General features: G+C 63.8%; 24 protein-coding genes. 17 read left to right on the top strand and 7 right to left on the bottom strand.

Annotation, left to right across the window (positions count from 1 at the left end; genetic code table 11):
• Positions 1–21: 21 nt before the first annotated feature.
• The 4 genes from dprA to ACYG9V_RS19170 are packed head-to-tail and all read right to left on the bottom strand — an operon-like array spanning position 22 to position 4,056.
• Complete coding sequence (gene dprA / locus ACYG9V_RS19155; RefSeq protein ID WP_027049461.1) at positions 22–1,149, bottom strand: DNA-processing protein DprA; 1,128 nt, start codon at positions 1,147–1,149, stop codon at positions 22–24.
• Entirely contained in the window at positions 1,146–1,751 is a 606-nt protein-coding gene (gene plsY / locus ACYG9V_RS19160) for a glycerol-3-phosphate 1-O-acyltransferase PlsY (RefSeq protein ID WP_027049460.1), read from the bottom strand. Before plsY ends, dprA begins: the two co-directional genes overlap by 4 nt.
• A gap of 59 nt (positions 1,752–1,810) precedes the next feature.
• The gene (locus ACYG9V_RS19165; protein ID WP_023734344.1) at positions 1,811–3,097 is read right to left on the bottom strand and encodes a dihydroorotase; all 1,287 of its coding nucleotides are present in this window, start codon (positions 3,095–3,097) and stop codon (positions 1,811–1,813) included.
• Positions 3,094–4,056, bottom strand: a complete 963-nt coding sequence (locus ACYG9V_RS19170) for an aspartate carbamoyltransferase catalytic subunit (protein WP_023688599.1) — start codon at positions 4,054–4,056, stop codon at positions 3,094–3,096. The genes ACYG9V_RS19165 and ACYG9V_RS19170 overlap by 4 nt, the downstream gene beginning before the upstream one ends.
• A gap of 197 nt (positions 4,057–4,253) precedes the next feature.
• Here ACYG9V_RS19170 and ACYG9V_RS19175 point away from each other — a divergent pair, with 197 nt between their 5' ends.
• The 3 genes from ACYG9V_RS19175 to ACYG9V_RS19185 all read left to right on the top strand — a co-directional run bounded on the left by ACYG9V_RS19175 (position 4,254) and on the right by ACYG9V_RS19185 (position 6,935).
• Positions 4,254–5,882: a DNA alkylation response protein gene (locus ACYG9V_RS19175; protein ID WP_023693424.1), complete on the top strand. Its 1,629-nt coding sequence runs from the start codon at positions 4,254–4,256 to the stop codon at positions 5,880–5,882.
• A gap of 124 nt (positions 5,883–6,006) precedes the next feature.
• Positions 6,007–6,594 carry a hypothetical protein gene (locus tag ACYG9V_RS19180; RefSeq protein WP_023688597.1) on the top strand — a complete coding sequence of 196 codons (588 nt, stop codon included), beginning with the start codon at positions 6,007–6,009 and terminating at the stop codon, positions 6,592–6,594.
• Positions 6,594–6,935: a DUF6105 family protein gene (locus ACYG9V_RS19185; RefSeq protein WP_023693426.1), complete on the top strand. Its 342-nt coding sequence runs from the start codon at positions 6,594–6,596 to the stop codon at positions 6,933–6,935. The genes ACYG9V_RS19180 and ACYG9V_RS19185 overlap by 1 nt, the downstream gene beginning before the upstream one ends.
• On the opposite strand, the gene ruvX is transcribed toward ACYG9V_RS19185, so the two are convergent.
• Positions 6,853–7,359, bottom strand: a complete 507-nt coding sequence (gene ruvX / locus ACYG9V_RS19190) for a Holliday junction resolvase RuvX (protein ID WP_023688595.1) — start codon at positions 7,357–7,359, stop codon at positions 6,853–6,855. The genes ACYG9V_RS19185 and ruvX overlap by 83 nt on opposite strands.
• A gap of 165 nt (positions 7,360–7,524) precedes the next feature.
• Between ruvX and ACYG9V_RS19195 the strand changes: the two genes are divergently transcribed.
• The 7 genes from ACYG9V_RS19195 (at position 7,525) to ACYG9V_RS19225 (ending at position 12,456) form a co-directional block, all read left to right on the top strand.
• Positions 7,525–8,232: a metal-dependent hydrolase gene (locus ACYG9V_RS19195; RefSeq protein ID WP_023670997.1), complete on the top strand. Its 708-nt coding sequence runs from the start codon at positions 7,525–7,527 to the stop codon at positions 8,230–8,232.
• Positions 8,233–8,276: 44 nt separating this feature from the next.
• On the top strand, positions 8,277–8,693 hold the full coding sequence (locus tag ACYG9V_RS19200) for a hypothetical protein (protein WP_023670998.1): 417 nt from the start codon (positions 8,277–8,279) through the stop codon (positions 8,691–8,693).
• A gap of 110 nt (positions 8,694–8,803) precedes the next feature.
• Positions 8,804–9,091 carry an Asp-tRNA(Asn)/Glu-tRNA(Gln) amidotransferase subunit GatC gene (gene gatC, locus ACYG9V_RS19205; protein WP_023670999.1) on the top strand — a complete coding sequence of 96 codons (288 nt, stop codon included), beginning with the start codon at positions 8,804–8,806 and terminating at the stop codon, positions 9,089–9,091.
• A 7-nt stretch (positions 9,092–9,098) separates the two neighbouring features.
• Complete coding sequence (locus tag ACYG9V_RS19210; protein WP_023671000.1) at positions 9,099–9,554, top strand: GNAT family N-acetyltransferase; 456 nt, start codon at positions 9,099–9,101, stop codon at positions 9,552–9,554.
• Positions 9,554–11,119: an amidase gene (locus ACYG9V_RS19215; RefSeq protein ID WP_352520302.1), complete on the top strand. Its 1,566-nt coding sequence runs from the start codon at positions 9,554–9,556 to the stop codon at positions 11,117–11,119. Before ACYG9V_RS19210 ends, ACYG9V_RS19215 begins: the two co-directional genes overlap by 1 nt.
• A 1-nt stretch (position 11,120) precedes the next feature.
• Entirely contained in the window at positions 11,121–11,651 is a 531-nt protein-coding gene (locus tag ACYG9V_RS19220) for a hypothetical protein (protein WP_023671002.1), read from the top strand.
• A gap of 7 nt (positions 11,652–11,658) precedes the next feature.
• On the top strand, positions 11,659–12,456 hold the full coding sequence (locus tag ACYG9V_RS19225) for a YdcF family protein (RefSeq protein ID WP_023671003.1): 798 nt from the start codon (positions 11,659–11,661) through the stop codon (positions 12,454–12,456).
• Here ACYG9V_RS19225 and ACYG9V_RS19230 read toward each other — a convergent pair.
• A complete protein-coding gene (locus ACYG9V_RS19230; RefSeq protein WP_023671004.1) occupies positions 12,405–13,148 on the bottom strand; it encodes a DUF599 domain-containing protein in 744 nt (247 codons plus the stop codon). The genes ACYG9V_RS19225 and ACYG9V_RS19230 overlap by 52 nt on opposite strands.
• 271 nt (positions 13,149–13,419) lie before the next feature.
• On the opposite strand from ACYG9V_RS19230, the gene ACYG9V_RS19235 reads away from it, so the two are divergent.
• The 4 genes from ACYG9V_RS19235 to ACYG9V_RS19250 all read left to right on the top strand — a co-directional run bounded on the left by ACYG9V_RS19235 (position 13,420) and on the right by ACYG9V_RS19250 (position 16,866).
• Positions 13,420–14,823 carry an L-serine ammonia-lyase gene (locus tag ACYG9V_RS19235; RefSeq protein ID WP_023671005.1) on the top strand — a complete coding sequence of 468 codons (1,404 nt, stop codon included), beginning with the start codon at positions 13,420–13,422 and terminating at the stop codon, positions 14,821–14,823.
• Between the two features lie 78 nt (positions 14,824–14,901).
• Positions 14,902–15,339, top strand: a complete 438-nt coding sequence (locus ACYG9V_RS19240) for a DUF1489 family protein (protein ID WP_023815779.1) — start codon at positions 14,902–14,904, stop codon at positions 15,337–15,339.
• A 103-nt stretch (positions 15,340–15,442) separates the two neighbouring features.
• Positions 15,443–16,168 (top strand): hypothetical protein, encoded by a 726-nt coding sequence (locus ACYG9V_RS19245; protein WP_023693433.1) that lies wholly within the window; start codon positions 15,443–15,445, stop codon positions 16,166–16,168.
• On the top strand, positions 16,168–16,866 hold the full coding sequence (locus ACYG9V_RS19250) for a DnaJ domain-containing protein (RefSeq protein WP_023700739.1): 699 nt from the start codon (positions 16,168–16,170) through the stop codon (positions 16,864–16,866). Before ACYG9V_RS19245 ends, ACYG9V_RS19250 begins: the two co-directional genes overlap by 1 nt.
• Positions 16,867–16,912: 46 nt before the next feature.
• Here ACYG9V_RS19250 and ACYG9V_RS19255 read toward each other — a convergent pair whose 3' ends face one another.
• Positions 16,913–18,307, bottom strand: a complete 1,395-nt coding sequence (locus ACYG9V_RS19255) for an SPOR domain-containing protein (protein WP_460221999.1) — start codon at positions 18,305–18,307, stop codon at positions 16,913–16,915.
• Between the two features lie 68 nt (positions 18,308–18,375).
• On the opposite strand from ACYG9V_RS19255, the gene ACYG9V_RS19260 reads away from it, so the two are divergent.
• From ACYG9V_RS19260 to clpS, 3 genes are all read left to right on the top strand, one after another.
• A complete protein-coding gene (locus ACYG9V_RS19260; protein WP_023726657.1) occupies positions 18,376–18,651 on the top strand; it encodes a hypothetical protein in 276 nt (91 codons plus the stop codon).
• Complete coding sequence (locus ACYG9V_RS19265; protein ID WP_023671011.1) at positions 18,648–18,977, top strand: phasin family protein; 330 nt, start codon at positions 18,648–18,650, stop codon at positions 18,975–18,977. Before ACYG9V_RS19260 ends, ACYG9V_RS19265 begins: the two co-directional genes overlap by 4 nt.
• Positions 18,978–19,254: 277 nt before the next feature.
• The gene (gene clpS / locus ACYG9V_RS19270; RefSeq protein ID WP_023671012.1) at positions 19,255–19,581 is read left to right on the top strand and encodes an ATP-dependent Clp protease adapter ClpS; all 327 of its coding nucleotides are present in this window, start codon (positions 19,255–19,257) and stop codon (positions 19,579–19,581) included.
• Positions 19,582–19,584: the final 3 nt, after the last annotated feature.

Below are 19,584 nucleotides of genomic sequence, written 5' to 3' on the forward strand. Positions count from 1 at the left end.
GCGGCGGGATCGGCTGGAACGTCACGAAACCAGTGAGACATTGCCGCCGGCATGGCGCTCGATGCGGCCGGCAAGGTCGAGTTCCAGCAGCACCATGGAGACTTGCGCGGCGTTGAGGCCGGTGTGGCGGATGATCTCGTCCACGCCCACCGGCGTTGGGCCCAGCGCCTCGAGCACGGCGCTGCGTTCGTCCTCACCGGGCGGGGGTGTTGCCGAAAAATCGGGTGCCTTTTCTGGCGGCGCAATGCTTCGCGTTCGCGTGCCCGCCAAGGGTGCGATCGCACCGGAAACGTCGGCCGCCTCGGTGACCAGGGTGGCGCCATCCTTGAGCAGCCCGTTGGAGCCGGCGCAGCGCGGATCGAGCGGCGAACCCGGTACGGCAAAGACCAGCCGGCCCATCTCGCCGGCCAGGCGCGCGCTGATCAGCGAGCCGGAGCGTTGCGCCGCTTCGATCACCACCAGTCCGAGGGCGGCGCCCGCGACAAGCCGGTTGCGGCGCGGAAAATCCTGCGCCCGCGGCTGCCAGCCGAACGGCATTTCCGAAATGACGGCGCCGCCACGCTCGGCAATGTCGTCGCACAAGCCGATATTTTCGGGCGGGTAGGGGACATCGAGCCCACCGGCCAGCACACCCACTGTACCAGTCGAGAGACTGCCCTGGTGTGCTGCCGTGTCGATGCCGCGCGCCAGGCCGGAAACGATGACGTAGCCGTCGCGGCCAAGATCCGCCGCCAGCATGCGCGCCATCTTGATGCCGGCGAGCGACGCGTTGCGGGCGCCGACGATGGCCACCGCCGGGAGGCGAAAGACGGCTGCCTCGCCCTTCACGGCAATCAGTGGCGGCGGATTGTCCATGTTTTTCAGCATCGGCGGGTAGTCGGCCTCGCCGATGCCGACGAAGCGGGCGCCGTTTTCACTGGCTGCGTCGAGTTCCGCTTCGGCTTCCTCCACGGAAGGAATGCGCATGATCCTTTTGGCTCCGCCCGAAATCATCAGCTCGGGCAGCATCTCCAACGCCGCCTCCGCCGAACCAAAGCGGTTGATCAATTCGCGAAACGAGGCCGGGCCGACATTTTGTGTGCGGATCAGCCGCAGCCAGCTCAGCCGCTGCCGGTCGCTGAGGCGCGGCCCGGCGGCGGGCTTGCTCAACCCTTGGCTCCGATCTTGCCTTCGGTGCCGGCAAGAAGGCGCGAAATGTTGGCGCGATGTTTGAAGATGACGATCAGGCTCATCACCAGGAACAGCCCGGCGGTCTCAGGTGTGCTCCAGAAATAAAGCGCGATCGGCACGACGACCGCCGCCGTCAGCGCTGCCAGCGAGGAATAGCGAAACAGAAAAGCCATCGCCAGCCAGACGACGATAAAAATCAGCGCCACATGCCAGCCGAGCGCGATCAGCACGCCGAGATAGGTCGCCACGCCCTTGCCGCCCTTGAAACCGAGCCAGACCGGAAACAGATGGCCAAGGAAGGCGCCAAGGCCCGCCCAGAGTCCAAGGCCGGCCCACAGTCCGTAGTCGTGTCCAAAATGGCGCGCGATCATCACCGCCGCCGTACCCTTCAACGCGTCGAGCACCAGCGTCGCGGCGGCGAGGCCCTTGTTGCCGGTGCGCAGAACGTTGGTGGCGCCGATATTGCCGGAGCCGATTTTGCGCACATCGCCGAGGCCGGCCGCGCGGGTGATCACGAGGCCGAAGGGAATCGAGCCGAGGAGATAGCCGAACAGCAATGCCAGGATAACGTTATAACTCATTGTTTGCCCCCGCATTTCCCCAGCAACATGTCGGTCTGCGACGACGTGGCGCGATCGCTCTAGCTCGAAAACACTGTGCGGCCCGCCACCAGCGTTTGCAAGACCATGCCTTGCAGCCGCGCACCTTCGAAGCAGGTGTTTTTCGAGCGCGAGCGGATGCCGCTTTCACTCACGATCCAGGGTTCTTCAAGGTCGATCAGCGCAAGATCGGCCGGCGCTCCCGGCTTCAGCGTGCCGCCCGGCAGGCCGAACAGCCTTGCTGGTGCAGTGGACAGTGTTTCGACCAGCCGAAGTAGCGGCACGTCGCCATTGTGGTAGAGCCGAAGCGCTGCTCCAAGCAGCGTCTCCAACCCGATCGCGCCGGCAGCTGCATCGGCGAAGGGCAGGCGCTTGGTGTCGACATCCTGAGGGTCGTGCGAGGAGACGATGATGTCGATCGTGCCGTCCTTGACCGCCTCGATCATGGCCAGCCGGTCTTCCTCGGCGCGCAAAGGCGGCGTCAGCCGGAAGAAGGTGCGGTATTCCCCGACATCGTTCTCGTTCAGCGACAGATTGTGGATCGCCACGCCCGCCGTGACATTGGCCTTGTCGGCTTTCGCGCGCGTCATCGCTTGCGCTGCCATCGCCGTCGAGATCTTGGCCGCGTGGTAGGCGCCGCGCGTCAGCCGTGCCAGCGCCAGGTCGCGCTCCAGCGGGATGGACTCGGCCTCGCGCGGAATGCCGGCAAGGCCGAGCCAGCTGGCATACAGGCCTTCATTCATCACGCCTGCCGAAGCGAGGTCGCCATCCTGTGTCTCATGTGCGATGACGCCGCCGAAATCGCGGGCATAGGTCAGCGCCCGGCGCATCACCAGTGCGCTGGATATTGTGTGCCGCCCATCGGTGAAGGCGACCGCACCGGCCTCGCGCAACAGGCCGAATTCGGTCATCTCGCGACCGGCGAGGCCTTTGGTGATCGCCGCCGCCGGAAAGATGTTGACGCTTGCCGTGTCCCGGGCGGTGCGCAGCACGAATTCGACCAGCGCGACATTGTCGATCACCGGGTCGGTGTCGGGCATCATAACGACGGAGGTGACGCCGCCGGCCGCCGCCGCAACGCTGGCCGAAGCGATGGTCTCGCGATGTTCGCCGCCCGGTTCGCCGATGAAGACGCGCGCGTCGATCAGGCCGGGAATGATCGCCTTGCCGGCGCAGTCGACCACGGTGGCTCCCGCCGGCAGGCCCTGGTTCAGGGCAGCCTTGCCGGCGGCAACGATCTTTTTCCCCTCGACGATCACGGTGCCGACCTCGTCGAAGCCGCGTGACGGGTCGACGATGCGGGCGCGCTCAAAGACCGTCGTGCTCATGCGCTCCGGCCCTCGTTGCGGCGCGGGTCGAGCAGCGCTTCCATCACCGCCATGCGCACGGCGACACCCATCTCGACCTGTTCCTGGATGACGCTTTGCGGACCGTCGGCGATTTCGGACGCAATCTCGACGCCGCGGTTCATCGGACCGGGATGCATCACCAGCGCGCCGTCCTTGGCGGCCTTCAGCTTTTCGGCATCGAGGCCGAAATAGCGGAAATATTCGCGTACCGAAGGCACGAAGGCGCCTTCCATCCGCTCGCGCTGCAGGCGCAGCATCATCACCACGTCCGCGCCCTTGAGGCCCTCTGCCATCGAGCGCGAGACGATGACGCCCATTTTCTCGATGCCGGACGGCAGCAGGGTCGACGGCGCCACCACACGCACCTGCGCACCAAGCGCGTTCAACAGCATGATGTTGGAACGCGCCACGCGAGAATGCAGGATGTCGCCGCAGATCGCTACGATCAGTTTCGACAGCGGCCCCTTGGCGCGGCGGATGGTCAGCGCGTCGAGCAGCGCCTGCGTTGGGTGTTCATGCGCGCCGTCGCCGGCATTGACCACCGAGCAGCCGACCTTCTGCGCCAAAAGGGCGGCGGCGCCCGCAGACTGGTGGCGGATGATCAGGATGTCGGGGCGCATGGCGTTCAGCGTCATCGCCGTGTCGATCAGCGTCTCGCCCTTCTTCACCGAAGAGCTCGCCACCGACATGTTCATGACGTCGGCGCCGAGCCGTTTCCCGGCCAGTTCGAACGACGACTGCGTGCGCGTCGAGGCTTCGTAGAAGAGGTTGATCTGGGTGCGGCCGCGCAGCGTCGAGGTCTTCTTTTCGGACTGCCGCGAAATGGCGACGGCGCGATCGGCCCGGTCGAGCAGAAGCTCGATGTCACCGGGGGAAAGATCGCGGATGCCCAGAAGATGGCGGTGAGGATAAAGCGGCAGGGACGAAGCGTCGGTCATCTCAAGGCGCTGCTATAGGGGGGAGAATTCCTTGCCGCAAGCGTCAGCTTGGCATTGCGGCCTTTCTCCCCGGTATTTTCGTCGCGCGCGCCGCCTGCCTTGGGCTATATCTAGCCGATTGCTTCGGATTCGAAGCCTTGTGATGATAAGTGCCTTTCTAGCGTTAGAAGGCCCTTCTACTTTCAGAAGGATTGGGCGTGACCGACGACGTGACCAACCAGCCGCCGCCGCTGACGGGCGGCAACGCCTGGCGGGGCGATCCGTTGCTGATCCAGCTTGCCGAGCGTTTTTCCGATCCGGTGCGCAAGGACCTCGACGGGCTTGGCCGGTTCGTCCTGACGCAGGAGGCGCAGGAACTGGCCCGCCTCGCCAATGTCGAGACGCCGAAGCTCCGCACGCATGACCGTCAGGGCCGGCGCATCGACCTCGTCGAATTCCATCCGGCCTATCATGCGCTGATGCGCCGCTCGGTTGCCGGCGGCCTGCATTCCTCGATCTGGGAAAACGGCGATAGCGAGATCGGCCGTCGCCATCAGGTGCGCGCCGCGCGTTTCTACCTGACCGCCGAACTCGAGACCGGGCATCTCTGCCCCATCACCATGACCAGCGCTTCGCTGGCCGCCCTGATGGCCAGCCCAAAGCTGTTTCGCGAATGGGCGCCGCGCGTGACGACGCGCAAATACGACCAGAGCCAGAAGCCGCCGGTCGACAAGGCCGGGCTGACGCTCGGCATGGGCATGACCGAAAAGCAGGGCGGCACCGACGTGCGCGCCAACACCACACGGGCCGAACGCGCCGGCAGCGGCTTTTATCGCCTCACCGGCCACAAATGGTTCATGTCGGCGCCGATGTCGGACGCTTTTCTCGTGCTTGGACAGGCGCCGGAAGGGCTTTCCTGTTTTCTCGTCCCGCGCATCCTCGGCGACGGTTCCGGCAACGGCTTCCGCTTCCAGCGGCTGAAGGACAAGCTCGGCAACCGCTCCAACGCCTCGTCGGAGGTAGAGTTCGTCAACGCCATCGGCGAGATGGTCGGCGAGCCCGGCGCCGGCATAAAGACGATCATGGACATGGTCACGCTGACCCGGCTCGACTGCGCCGTCGCCTCGTCGGCAATCATGCGAGCGGGGCTGGCTGAGGCCGTGCATCACGCCCGTCACCGCCAGGTGGCCGGCTCGACGTTGATCGAACAGCCGCTGATGCAACGCGTGCTGGCGGACATGGCGCTCGATGTCGCCGCCGCCACGGCACTCTCGTTCCGACTGGCGCGCTCCTTCGACGAGGCTGCCGGCGACCGCGGCGAGGCTGCTTTTGCCCGCGCCATGACCCCGGTGGTCAAATACTGGGTCTGCAAGATCGCGCCGCCACTGCTCTATGAGGCGATGGAGTGCCTCGGCGGCAATGGCTATGTCGAGGAAGCGCCGCTCGCCCGCTACTACCGCGAAGCCCCGGTCAATGCGATCTGGGAGGGCTCAGGCAATGTCATGGCGCTCGACGTGCTGCGCGTGCTCGGCCGCGCGCCCGGCCTGTTCGAGGAGGTGCTGGCCGGCATCGACCGCGATCTCGGCGCCGGCGGACGCGGAACCATTGGCGTGCTCAAGGCGGCCATGCAGGTCGCCGGCACCGATGAGGGGTCGGCCCGCCTGCTGACCGAACAGCTGGCGCTGTCGGCGGCAGCTGCGGAATTGCGCCGGCTGGGGGCAGGGCGGATTGCGGACGCCTTCGTCGAGACGCGGCTCGCCGGCCAGTGGCGCAACACCTATGGCATGCTCGATTCGCGCCACGATGCGCGCATGATCGTCGACACGCTCTATCCGCCGGTGAATTGAGGGCCTTCCGCCAGGCCTTGAACGAATTTGCCTGCCTGTGGACAGCCGTTAACCTTAACGAATGGTTTCCGTTGCAGCCGCAGGCCGCAGACCCCACTGTCTTTGTCACCAAAGCAGGAATGCCATGCGGCACATTTTGACGTCCTTTCTGGCCTTGCACTGGGCGCTGGTTTTCGCCCTGCTGGCGTTCATCTGTGTCGATGGAAACCGCGGCGTTGCGGGCGCTCTGGGCGTGCTCGGCGTCGTCGTGGAAAACACTCGTCTGGCCGATCTCGACAATGCTGCCGTCGTGGCGCCGCTGGCCATCGCCTTGCTGGTCGTGGCGGTGCTGTTTTGCTGGGTCTTCGTCGAGAGTCTGGTTAACGCCGCAGCGAGCCCGGACGGAGCCGACAGTGTGGCGCGGACCGCCTTCATTTCGGCATCCGCGGTGTTGTCGCTGATCCTGATCGGCGGCGCAGCGCGAGGCATCAACGGCCTGTTTTTGGTTGTCGCCGTGCAATTGGCGGCACTTCTGGCCTCCTATGTCGCCATGCTGGCCGAGCGGAGGTCGGTCTTCGCCGTCATGGTTTCGCGGGAGGCAGAGAGTCGCGCCACCGCCCATGCCATGGCCAAGGGTGCCGCGCACGGCTCCTTGCTGTCGCGCATTTCCGGCCGTCCGGACATTGGTCCCAGCGGTCCCAGAGGCGGCTCCAGCCGCAGGGACGGTCACTGATGCGCACGCTGTTCGCATTGTGGGCCGCGCCACTCGCTCTGTTCTGGGGCTGGTTCTTCCTGTCGCTCAACGACATCAATTTCGGCTACGTCATGCTCAGCCGGCAGCTGCATGATTTCGTGTTCCAGCTCTACGGGCAGATGCTGGGCATCGATCCGGCGATCATTCCGGGCATGGTGGCAAGGGCCTGCGTCTTTGACGGCTTCCTGCTGATGGCATTGTGGGCGTTTCGCCGCCGCCGCAACATCACGGCCTGGGTCAGGCGGCAGGCGGGGAATCCGGTTCCGTCCGATCGCGTGGGTCAAGCGACTGGAGCCGGTCCAGAACTCCCTGCAGAATAAAGGCCGCAGCCGCCGAATCGATCTTGCCGGCGCGCTTTCGGCGCGAGAAATCCATCTCGATCAGCGTCCGCTCCGCCGCCACCGTCGACAGCCGCTCGTCCCACAGCACGAAGGGCAGGTCGGTTATACCTGCCATGTTGCGCACGAAGGCGCGCGACTTCTGGGCGCGGGGACCTTCCGAACCGTCCATGTTGATGGGGAGACCGAGTACAAACGCGCCGACATTGTCCTTCTGCAGCTGGGCGAGCAGTGCTGCCGCATCCAGCGAAAATTTTTTGCGCAGGATGACCGCGCGCGGATGGGCGAAGGACAGGCCGCGGTCGGAAACGGCGACACCGATCGTCTTGTCGCCGAGGTCGAGCCCGGCCAGCGTCCTGCCGCCCTCCAGCCGTGCCGGCAGATCCTCGATTGCTATGATGCCCAACGGCTTTCCCCAACCAGTTTTACCGTGACCCAGTCTAACCGTGACCCAGACTTGCCGTCACAAAGAGCGCGACACGTTCTTTTGAACCGCGAGCACACTGTGTCACTTTAATTTTGCTGCCGGCGTTCTATCTTCCGGCGCAACCAAAATCGAGGAACACGATCGATGAAATTGACCTGGTACGGACATTCCGCCTTCCGCGTCGAGACATCAGGCGCGAACATCCTGATCGACCCCTATCTCGTCGGCAATCCGTCATGGACGAGCGGCTGGGAGGGGCCGGCGGAAGGCGTCACCCATGTGCTTCTGACCCACGGCCACAGTGATCATGTCAGCGGCGCGGTGGAGGTGCTGAAGAAGAGCGGCGCCCAGCTGGTCGCCAATTACGAGATCTGCATGTACCTGGTCGGCAAGGGCGTCGACGGCAAGAAGATCAATCCCGGCAATCATGGCGGCACCGTCGATTGCGGTGCCTTCACCACCACATTCGTGCAGGCACTGCATTCCTCGTCGTTTGGGCTCGATGGCGGCCAGAACGTCTACCTCGGCAATCCCAACGGGCTGGTCCTGCATTTCCCGGAGGACAAGACGCTCTACCATATGGGCGACACCGACATCTTCTCCGATATGGCGCTGATCGAGGAATTGCATGAGCCGAAGATCGGCCTCGTGCCGGTCGGCGACCGCTTCACCATGGGCGGCGCGGTGGCGGCCCTGGCCTGCCGGCGCTTCTTCCACTTCGACACCGTCGTGCCATGCCACTTCGGCACCTTCCCGATCATCGACGCGACGGCGGAGAAGTTCGTGGCCGGCCTCGAAGGATCAGGTGTCGACGTAGCCTTGCCAGCCATCGGCCAAACGATCACACTATAGAGCGATCGTTGAAACGATCCCTTGTCGCAAAGGGGAATTAAACCATGGGTTTGAGAGAGACTCTTTGCGTTTCGATGCTGGTCGCTGCGTCGCCCGCATCCGCCGCCGAGGACTTCATCAAGGGCGTTTACCTCCAGACCCAGGAGCTTTGCGCGCAAGCCAAAAAGGACACGCTGCAGACGCTGATTGACACCGGCAATGTCATCTTGTCGGCGGACGGCCTGCAAAGCGTCGAGTATAATTGCGAGTTTGTCCAGGTCACCAAGGCGACGCGCTCGCCGAGCTGGGCGGTCACTGCCATCTGCCAGGAGCCGGGCTTTCTCTTTCCCGATATACTGTCGATCACGCAGATGAACGCGACCCAAATCGACATCGTCTCGGTGCGCCCGACCGCCGACGAAGGCGAGCAGGCCGGCAATGGCGGCAGCTATTATCTGTGCGAGGGTGTATCGCTGCCCTAGGCTGAAATGCCGCCCTGGCATGAACGGGCTCTATCCCCAAGCACGATCGATGTTGCGCGGCACGCGCCACGCCGCTATAGCGCGATCTGGTTTTCCCAAAGGCTAAAGACATGTCCGTTGATCTGCAAACTGTGAAGCGCGTCGCGCGTCTCGCCCGCATTGCGGTGAGCGAGGAGGATGCCGAGCGCATGACCGGCGAGCTGAACGCCATTCTGGGCTTTGTCGAGCAGCTGAACGAGGTCGATGTCTCCGGCGTCGAGCCGATGACATCGGTGACGCCGATGGAGATGAAGAAGCGCCAAGACATCGTCACCGACGGCAACAAGGCCGCCGATATCGTCGCCAATGCGCCGGCCACTGACGAGAATTTCTTCCTCGTGCCGAAGGTCGTGGAGTAGGCGGCCGATGGCAATCGAGATCGCCATCGAAACGCCGCTGCAGGACGATGTCCGCGCTTTGGTCGAGGAGCTCAACGCGGCTCTGCTCGAACTGACGCCGCCGGAGCATTGCTACCATCTGACGGTCGAGCAGATGGCTGGCGACGACACCACCGTCTTTATCGCCCGCGACGACGGGCAAGCCATCGGCTGCGGCGCGCTGAAGCGCCATGATGCCCGCGTCGGTGAGGTCAAGCGTATGTACACGCGGCCTTCGCATCGGGGCAGGAAGATCGGCGCCAAGATCGTCGAACATGTCGAAACGCTGGCGCGCAGCGAAGGGCTGAAGCGTCTGGTGCTGGAAACCGGCGACCGCCATCCCGCCGCCTGGACCGTCTATGAACGCGCCGGCTTCTCGCGCTGCGGGCCGGTGCTGGATTATCCCGATTCCGAGTGGTCGGTGTTTTACGAAAAGAGCCTTTGATGAGCGAACTGACCCATCTGACAATTTCGCAGGCGCGCGCCAAGCTGCGCGCCAAGGAGATTTCTGCCGTCGAAATCACCGAGGCCTATCTCGGTGCCATCGAGCGCGCCAATCCGGTGCTCAATGCCTACATCGTCGTCACCGGCGACAAGGCGCGCGATATGGCCAAAGCTTCCGACGCCAGGCTCGCCAAGGGCGAGGGCGGTGCGCTGGAGGGCATCCCGCTCGGCATCAAGGATCTGTTCGGGACCGAAGGTGTCCACACCCAGGCCTGCAGCCATGTGCTGGACGGCTTCAAGCCGCGCTACGAATCGACCGTCACCGCCAATCTGTGGGCAGACGGCGCCGTCATGCTGGGCAAGCTTAACATGGACGAGTTCGCCATGGGCTCGTCCAACGAGACCTCCTATTATGGCCCTGTCGTCAATCCGTGGCGGCGTTCGCGCCTCGACACGGTGGTGATGCCGACCACGCATCAGGGCGATGGCGGTTTCGTTTCGGCCGGCGGCACGAAGACCGCGCGCACGCTGGACAATGCCCAACTGGTGCCGGGGGGCTCGTCGGGGGGCTCGGCTTCCGCCGTCTCGGCTTTCCTGTGCGCCGGCGCCACCGCCACCGACACCGGCGGCTCGATCCGCCAGCCAGCCGCCTTCACCGGCACCGTCGGCATCAAGCCGACCTATGGCCGCTGCTCGCGCTGGGGCATCGTCGCCTTCGCTTCGTCGCTCGATCAGGCCGGCCCGATCGCCCGGGACGTGCGCGATGCCGCGATCATGCTGAAGTCCATGGCCTCGGTCGACCCCAAGGACACCACTTCCGTCGACCGGCCGGTGCCGGATTACGAGGCGGCGATCGGCAAACCGATCAGGGGCATGAAGGTCGGCATTCCCCGGGAATACCGCGTCGACGGCATGCCGGAAGAGATCGAGGCGCTGTGGCAGAAGGGCATTGCCTGGCTCAGGGATGCCGGCGCCGAGATCGTCGACATCTCGCTGCCGCACACCAAATACGCTTTGCCGGCTTATTATATCGTTGCGCCCGCCGAAGCGTCATCCAATCTGGCGCGCTATGACGGCGTCCGCTACGGCCTGCGCGTGCCGGGCCAGGACATTGTCGACATGTACGAAAAGACCCGAGCCGCCGGGTTCGGTCGGGAGGTCAAGCGTCGCATCATGATCGGCACCTATGTGCTGTCGGCGGGCTATTACGATGCCTACTATCTGCAGGCGCAGAAGGTGCGCAATTTGATCAAGCGCGACTTCGAGACGGTTTTTGCCGACGGCGTCGACGTCATCCTGACGCCGGCGACGCCGTCGGCCGCCTTCGGCATCGCTGACGAGGACATGGCCGCCGATCCGGTGAAAATGTACCTCAACGACATTTTCACGGTGACCGTGAACATGGCCGGACTGCCGGGCATTGCCGTGCCTGCCGGCCTCGATGCCAAGGGCCTGCCGCTCGGCCTGCAGCTGATTGGCCGTCCCTTCGACGAGGAAACCCTGTTCCAGACAGCCGCCGTCATCGAGCAGGCGGCGGGAACCTTCCAGCCGGAGAAGTGGTGGTAGCATGCCGCCTCCGTCTCGCATTTCCATCGTCGAGACGGGAAACGAACTGCTGATCACGAACCCGCCACGCACCTCGGATTTCAGGACAGTCTTTGTCCTGATCGGGGCCGCGATCGTCGCCTACACCGGCTACATGGGATTGACGGATATGTCGTCCGCAACGCTCACCAGCGGCACGCTCGGCCTGCTGTCCTTCGTGGCGGTCATTGCCCTCTTCACCTATTTCCTGGGCAAGGATTTCATCTGGCGGGTGTTCGGCAGGGAAACCCTGCGGCTGACCGACACTGCAGCCGTGCGCTCGGTGAGGGGTTCCTTGCGAAATCGGTGGTCACTGCCTTTGAAAGGGCATCTTAGGGTCGAAATCCTCGACCATACCTATCCCACGGACGAAGTGGGACTGTCGGAAGTCATCAGCTTGACCAACGCGAACGGCGTCCTTGTTTTCGGCAGGGAGTTAAGCCGCCTCGAAGCGGAAGCGGTAGCGAGTGCGGTCGAGCACTTCACCGGCCGTCACAATTTGAGCTGGAGATAGGCAGGCAATGTTCTTCTATCTCTCCAAGGTATTCTGGTTCTTCGTCCAACCACTCAACCTGGCGATCTTCCTGCTGCTTGCCGGCTTGCTCGCGGCGCTGATCGGCCGCCGGCGATTGGCGGCGACGGGCAGTGTGTTCGCCTTCCTGATTCTGGCGCTGTCGGCCTGGACGTCGCTTGGCGCCATGATGCTCAATCCGCTCGAAGAGCGCTTCCCAAAGCCGCCGCTGCCGCGGAAGGTCGACGGCATTGTCGTGCTCGGCGGCGGCTTCGAGGGCGCCATCAACTTGGCGCGCGGCGGCTATGAGCTGAATTCCGGCGGCGACCGCATGGTCGAGGCGGCGATCCTTGCCCGGCGCTTTCCCGAGGCGAAAGTGGTTATCTCGGGCGGCACCGGTGAACTGTTCATCGATGGCGAGGGGGATGCGGCCACCGCGCCGCGGCTGCTCGGTGCGCTTGGCGTCGACGCCGATCGCCTGATGCTCGAGAGCAAATCCCGCAACACCTATGAGAATGCCGTCTTCACCAAGGAACTGGTAACGCCGAAATCGGGCGAAACCTGGCTGCTGGTGACCTCCGCCTTCCACATGCCGCGCGCCAAGGCGCTGTTCGACAAGGCCGGCTTTCACACGGTCCCGTGGCCGGTCGACTATCGCACCTCGGGCAAGGAAGGCTTTGGCCTGTTTCGCGACAACGCACCCGATTCGCTGCAGACCACGACCGTGGCGATCCGCGAGTGGATCGGGCTCGCCGCCTATTGGCTGTCGGGCCGGATCGACCAGCTTTTCCCCGGCCCGGGCGGCTGACCGATCACGGCTTGCCTTGCGGCGGAAAAGAACTGACGCCGCACCAGCACTGCCAGTAGCAGCAGCGTCGACAGCACGAACACGATCGGGTCGACGAACCAGCCGAGATAGCCGATCGAGAAGAACACCGCGCGCAGGCCTGAATTGAAATGCTTGCCGGCCAGCATGTTCATGCGCGCCGCGCGCCACACCGCCGTTTCGCTGACCGGGTTGCGTGACGCCTCGCCATAGGGGATCGGCACCGCGCCGATCAGGATCGTGCAGTAGTTGAAGAGACGGTAGGCCCAGCCGAACTTGAAGAAGGCGAAGGCCAGGATCAGCACCAGGCCAAAGACCTTGATCTGAAAGGCGGAGCGCGATGAGGTCGCGTTCAACGGCAGGTCGTTCAGCACGGCAAGGACCTGATCCGAGGCGCCAAGCAGCGCGAAACAGCCACCGAGCGCAATCAGCGAACTGGAGGCGAAAAAGGCGGTGCCTTGCTGCAGGCCGCTCATGATGGCGGTGTCGACGATGCGGATTTCGCGCTCGGCCATGGTGCGCATCCAGGCCTCGCGCTGCACGTTCATGGCCATCGTCAACGACACCCGGCTGACCAGTCTGCCGTCGGACGCCAGCGTATGCAGCAACCATGCGAGCAGGAAGAAAGCCAGCGCCGCCAGATCAGCCGTCGACAGATGGAAGGAATCGCCCATGCCGCCTTTTACCACAGGCAAAGCGGTCAGTTCGATGCTCCAATGCATGCGCCCAGAGGTGAGCTGCGGTTCTGGGACAACGACATGCATTGAAACAAGAACTTAAAGCGCGTCGCATGAATCCGTTTCAGCGCGACGCGCTTTCAGCCGGTGATGTCGCTGCCGGAGCAAACAAGGTCGGCAGGTGCAGCGCCGCAATCCGCAAAACAGCACAAACATCATGGAAAGTCCTATATGTAGGTCTTGATCCCATTCCCGGAGACGGCGCAGCGTGTTTCTTTCGGTTTTCGACCTGTTCAAGATCGGCGTCGGACCGTCGAGTTCGCACACGATGGGACCGATGACAGCGGCGCGGCGGTTTCTCGACGAGATCGCCGGAGACGACTGGCCGCGCCCGGCCGGCGCGAAAGTTGATCGTCTGGGCGCCAGCCTGCACGGTTCGCTCGCCTATACCGGTATCGGCCATGGCTCGGATCGCGCCGTTGTCCTCGGCCTTGCTGGCCTGACACCGCAGACGGTCGATCCCGATCAGGCCGAAGGCATCGCCACGCGCATCGCCGCCGAGAAGCGGATATCGCCACACGGCCATCCCTCCTATCGCTTCGACCCGGCGACGGATCTGGTGCTCGACCGCAAGACGCCGCTCACCGGCCACGCCAACGGCATGGCTTTCTACGCTTACGATGCCGGCGACCGGCTGCTGCTCAAGCGCATCTATTATTCCATCGGCGGCGGCTTCGTGGTGTCCGAGGAAGAGCTGCAGCGGATGAAGGTCAAGGGCTCGGTGACCACAGAAGGCAAGAAGGTGCCCTATCCCTTCAAGAACGCCGTCGAGATGCTGAAGATGGCAGGCAAAAGCGGCCTGTCTATCGCCGACATGAAGCGCGTCAATGAAGAGACGCATATGTCGCGCGAGGAGCTCGACAGCGGCCTTGATGCGATCTGGGGCGCCATGAAGGGCTGCATCGACCGCGGCCTGTCGCAGGACGGCATCATGCCGGGCGGGCTGAAAGTGCGCCGTCGTGCCCGCATGCTGCACGACAAGCTGCAGGAGCAATGGCAGCAGAACAAGCCCAACCCTTTGCTGGCCAATGACTGGCTGTCGATCTACGCCATGGCGGTGAACGAAGAGAACGCGGCCGGTGGACGCGTCGTCACCGCGCCCACCAATGGCGCGGCCGGCACATTGCCGGCGGTGCTGCGTTACTGGCTGCATTTCCACCCCGAGGCTGACCAGCCGAGCATCCGCGACTTCCTGCTCACGGCCGCCGCCGTCGGCGGCATCATCAAGACCAATGCCTCGATCTCCGGCGCCGAAGTCGGCTGCCAGGGCGAGGTCGGCTCGGCCTCGGCGATGGCTGCCGCGGGTCTCTGCGCCGTCATGGGCGGCACGCCCGAGCAGGTCGAGAACGCCGCCGAAATCGCGCTCGAACATCATCTCGGCATGACTTGCGATCCAGTCGGCGGTCTGGTCCAAGTGCCTTGCATCGAGCGCAACGCGCTCGGCGCCGTCAAGGCGGTCACCGCCGCCTCTCTGGCGATCAAAGGCGACGGCGTCCATTTCGTGCCGCTCGACGCCGCGATCGAAACAATGCGCCAGACGGGCCTCGACATGAACGAGAAGTACAAGGAAACCAGCCTTGGCGGGCTCGCCGTCAATGTCGTGGAATGCTGACCGCGCAACGCCACTGGCACTGTGGAGAAGTCGGGCAGGGCCGTTGACGCAATCGCGCGCCGGACTAAACCTTAAGCGATGGCACTCAATCTCCTAAAACTGTGCGTCGGTTGCGACAGCGTCGAGGACCTCGAAGAATGGATCGCCTTTCGCGTCGATGAGCGCCGCCGCGCCGGCGAACCCGCCGAGCACTGGCACACCACCCGCATGGTGCCGGCGCGCGGCGCCGAGGTGACCGATGGCGGTTCGCTTTATTGGGTGATCAAGGGCAGCGTGCAATGCCGCCAGCTGATCACTGATATCAGGCCCTTCACCGACGACGAAGGCATCGGCCGTTGCCGCCTGATGCTCGACCTCGACGTCGTGCGCACCGACTGGCAGCCGCGCCGCGCCTTCCAGGGCTGGCGTTATCTCAAACCTTCGGATGCGCCCGCAGATATCGGCAAGGGCAAGGCCGGAATGGTCGAGATGCCGCCGAAACTGAAGCGCGAGCTCGCCGATCTGGGCTTGCTGTAGAGCCAAGGGCGCGGCCGCTTCTCCCAGAGCGTCGAGCGCTGGCCCTTCATCTTGTCCAAGGCTGGACTTGCAAGGGAGCCGACAACGCCACATCTTGCTTCTTATGAGCGACAAGAAGCAGCGCGTGCCCGCAAGGGCCGATCCTGCGCCGGTCAAGCCTCAATCCAATGCCGGCGAGATCGACGCCTTCATCCGTCAGGCCCGGACGCTTGTCGCGACCGGCACGGGCCGGCTGATCCTTGCCCTCGACGCAACGATGAGCCGCCAGCCGACCTGGGATCTCGCCATCAAGCTGCAGGGCGAAATGTTCGACGCCGTCGGCAAGGCCGGCACCCTCAGCGTCCAACTGGCCTATTTTCGCGGGTTGGGCGAGTGCCGCTCGTCGGCTTTTGTCGCCGACACCAATGCCCTGAAGCAGCTGATGACGCGGATCGACTGCCGTGCCGGCCACACCCAGATCGGCAAGGTGCTGGCGCATGCGCTGAAGGAAACGGCGGCGGCCAAGGTCAATGCTCTGGTCTATATCGGCGACGCCATGGAAGAGGATATCGACGACCTGGCGCAGAAGGCCGGCAGCCTCGGTCTGCACGGCGTTCCCGTCTTCGTCTTCCAGGAAGGCCATGATCCCGGCGCAGAAAAGGCGTTCAAGGAGATTGCGCGGCTGTCCAAAGGGGCTTGGTTCCGATTTGATCGGCGGGCTGCCGCGACCTTGGCCGGGCTGCTTTCGGCGGTTGCCGTCTATGCGACGGGTGGATTGAAGGCGCTCGAGGCAAGGGACAGGCCGGGAGACCGGCTGCTGATCGAGCATCTCAGGGGCGGCGGGAATTGATGGGCGCTATCATTGCACTTGTTGCGCTGTTTCTGGTGCTGCTCGGCGCGGCGACGATCTTTGTCCGCGCCGATGCGCAAAAACTGGCAAGCGGCATGCGCACGCTCGGGCCGGTGCTTCTGGCGCTGGTCGGGCTCGCCGTGCTGGTGGTCGGGCGCGAAGGCATTGCCGGCCTCATTCTGGCCGCGGCCCTTGCCTGGTACGGTTCGATGCGAATGAAGCGGCCGTCGGTCGGGCCGGCGCCCGGCAAGCGCTCGACGGTGCGGACCGCCGCACTGGAAATGGAGCTTGATCACGATACGGGCGGGCTTGAAGGCCTGGTTCTGGCCGGCCGCCATGAAGGCAAGATGCTGGGCGCGATGGGCCTGGCCGAGCTGCAGCAGCTTTACCGCGAACTCCCCGGCGACCCGGAGAGCCGCCAGCTCCTAGAGACGTATCTTGACGGCCGTTTTCCCGTCTGGCGCAAAGACGCTGAGGCGAACGGTGGCGAAGGGCTGGGTGTTGCGCCAGGTGCGGGCGCCATGACTAAGGAGGAGGCCTACAAGATCCTTGGTCTTGAAGCGGGGGCCGCCGCGGCGGATGTCCGCAAGGCGCACCGCCGCCTGATGCAGCGCCTGCACCCCGACATCGGCGGCACGTCTTTCCTGGCGGCGCGGATCAACGAAGCCAAGGACGTCTTGCTCTCCAATCACAACTAGTCTCCTTCGACGCAGTAAATTTCCGGGAGATGGTTCCGACGCCGCCCTACTGTTGGACGGCGTAGCAGGCGATTTTCTTTTTCTTCAGGGCATTGCAGGCATTCCAGGCCGCGTCCTTCGAGCGGAAGCCGCCGAACCGGGCGCGGTAATAGGTCTCGCCATCCTTTTCGAAGGCGACGGTGAAACCGGAAGCAGCCCCAAGAACTTTGGGCGCCAGCTTGGCGGTCTTGTCGAGGAAAGCCTGGGCTTCGGACTGCTTGGGCGACGACGCCACCTGCACCGCCCAACCAGCCGGCACCGAGGCCGTGTTGACCGGGTCGACCGCCTGTGGGGATACAGGCGTGGGTTCGGCATAGGCAGCCACAATCTGCGCAGTTTCGACCTTCGGCGCCGTCACGATGACGGTCTTGACCTTCCTGGTCTTGACGACGGGGGCGGGCTCTTCGACCGCGGCCACCGTCTGTTCGTCGGCAGACTGGCCTTCAGCAGACTGCTCGTCAGCGGATGTCGGATCGTCATTGGACGCTACGGGATCGTCTTCAACGATCGGCTTGCCATCCGGCGTCGGCGCGTCATGCTTGGGCAGGAAGACCTTGGCCAGCGCCTTGACCGGATTGTCACCGCCGGCCTTGGCGACCAGGGCGCCGCCGCCGCGGGTCGATGCGCGCGGCATGTAGGCGTTGATCAGGCCGGCCATCTGGTTGTCGCGGCTGCGCCCCGAAGTGCCGCCCATGACGACGGCGACGAGGCGGCGGTTGCCATCCGAAACCGACGAGACGAGGTTGAAGCCGGAGGCGCGGGTATAGCCGGTCTTGATGCCGTCGACGCCCTTGATGCGGCCGAGCAGACGGTTGTGGCCATTGATGCGCTGGCGGCCGTAAAGGAAGGAGCGCTGCGAGAAATAGCCGTAATACTGCGGATAATGTTCCCTGAGCGCTATGCCGAGCATCGCCATGTCGTGGGCGGTTGTGAACTGGCCGGGATCGGGCAGGCCGTTGGCATTGCGAAACACGGTGCCGTCCATGCCGAGCGCGCGCGCCTTGGCGGTCATCATGCGGGCGAAATTGCTTTCGCTGCCGCCGAGCAGTTCGCCGAGCGCGGTCGCCGAATCATTGGCCGACTTGGTCACCATCGACAGGATGGCGGTCTCGACCGAAACCGCTCCGCCCGCCTTGACGCCGAGCTTGGTCGGCGGTTCGGCCGCCGCTTTGGCCGAGAACGGCACGGGCGTGTTCCTGCTGATCCGGCCCTTCGCCATGGCCTCGAAGGTCAGATAGAGCGTCATCATCTTGGTCAGCGACGCCGGGTAGCGCCGGCCGTTGGCATCGGACGAATAAAGCACCTTGCCGGTCTTGGCGTCGACGACGATCGCCGAAGACCTGGCGGCCATCGAGGACGCGGCATCCGCAACGACAAATGACATCGCCAAAGCGAGGATCATGATCGTTTTGAGGGAAGATGCGGATTTTGAACCGAAGACCGACAACGCCTGACGCACTGATAGTTCCTTTGAAACTCATTGCCCTGGAGGCGGCAAAGGGATCCGACCTCACTTGTCGTCAAACTATCGCGGCCAGCGTTACCAATCCGTTTATGGTAACCGGCGCGTTCACCATTTTCCTCGGGCTTGAGCCTTTCTTTATTCGAATTTTAGCTGTTGCCGGCGCAGCGCGGCCTGATGCCGCTGAAATCTTGACTTTTGTGCAGCGCACAATATATTCTCGTGCATTGCACAACCGCGCTCAGGCAAGGGCGCTTCAAAACGCCAAGGGAAACGTCAAATGACCCAGACCTACGAGGACTTCTCGAAATACGGCAAGGAGTTTGCCGATACCGGATTGAAGAGCTTCACCTCGCTCTCTAAGGGCGCGCAGGCGATCGCCACCGAAGCTGGCGAATACACCAAGAAGAGCTTCGAGGCCGGCAGCGCCGCGGTCGAAAAGCTGTTCTCCGCCAAGTCGCTGGAAAAGGCGGTCGAGATCCAGTCCGACTTCGCCAAGCAGAGCTATGAGAGCTTCGTCGCCGAGGCGACCAAGTTCGGCGATCTCTATGCCGATCTCGCCAAGGAGGCTTACAAGCCCTTCGAATCGATTGTCGCCAAGGCGAAGTAATTTCGCTCGAGAATACCAGGCACGGCCTTTCGGGCTTGCAAAACAGACCTGGTCGCGGATGCGCGGCCGGGTTTTTTCATGCCGGTTTCAATTCCGGGGCTTTGGCGGTTCACGATTTTGAAAATCGCCTCGGTTTGCCCACCTAGCCATATTGTCAGCTAACAAGAAGGGCTTAAAATCGTCCATCGAACACCTACATATCGAACTCGCCATGGGGATTCGAAAGAGGCAGGATTACGTGACTTCAGGTTTGACTGCCACGACAAGCGTGGTGCGGATGCAAAGTGACGGCGACGGCAATGAGGCCGGTCGCGGCACAGCCGTCATTACGCGCACCAAGACCAAGACCAAGAAGCCCAGCCTTTACAGGGTCCTCATCCTCAACGACGACTATACGCCCATGGAGTTCGTGGTTCACGTCCTGGAGCGTTTTTTTCAAAAGGACCGCGAAGCCGCCACACGCATCATGCTTCATGTTCACAATCATGGGGTGGGCGAGTGCGGGGTCTATACATTCGAGGTGGCCGAGACCAAAGTGTCTCAGGTCATGGATTTCGCCCGACAGAATCAGCATCCGCTGCAATGCGTGATGGAGAAGAAGTGAGGT

It is taken from the genome of Mesorhizobium sp. W016, assembly GCF_054719485.1.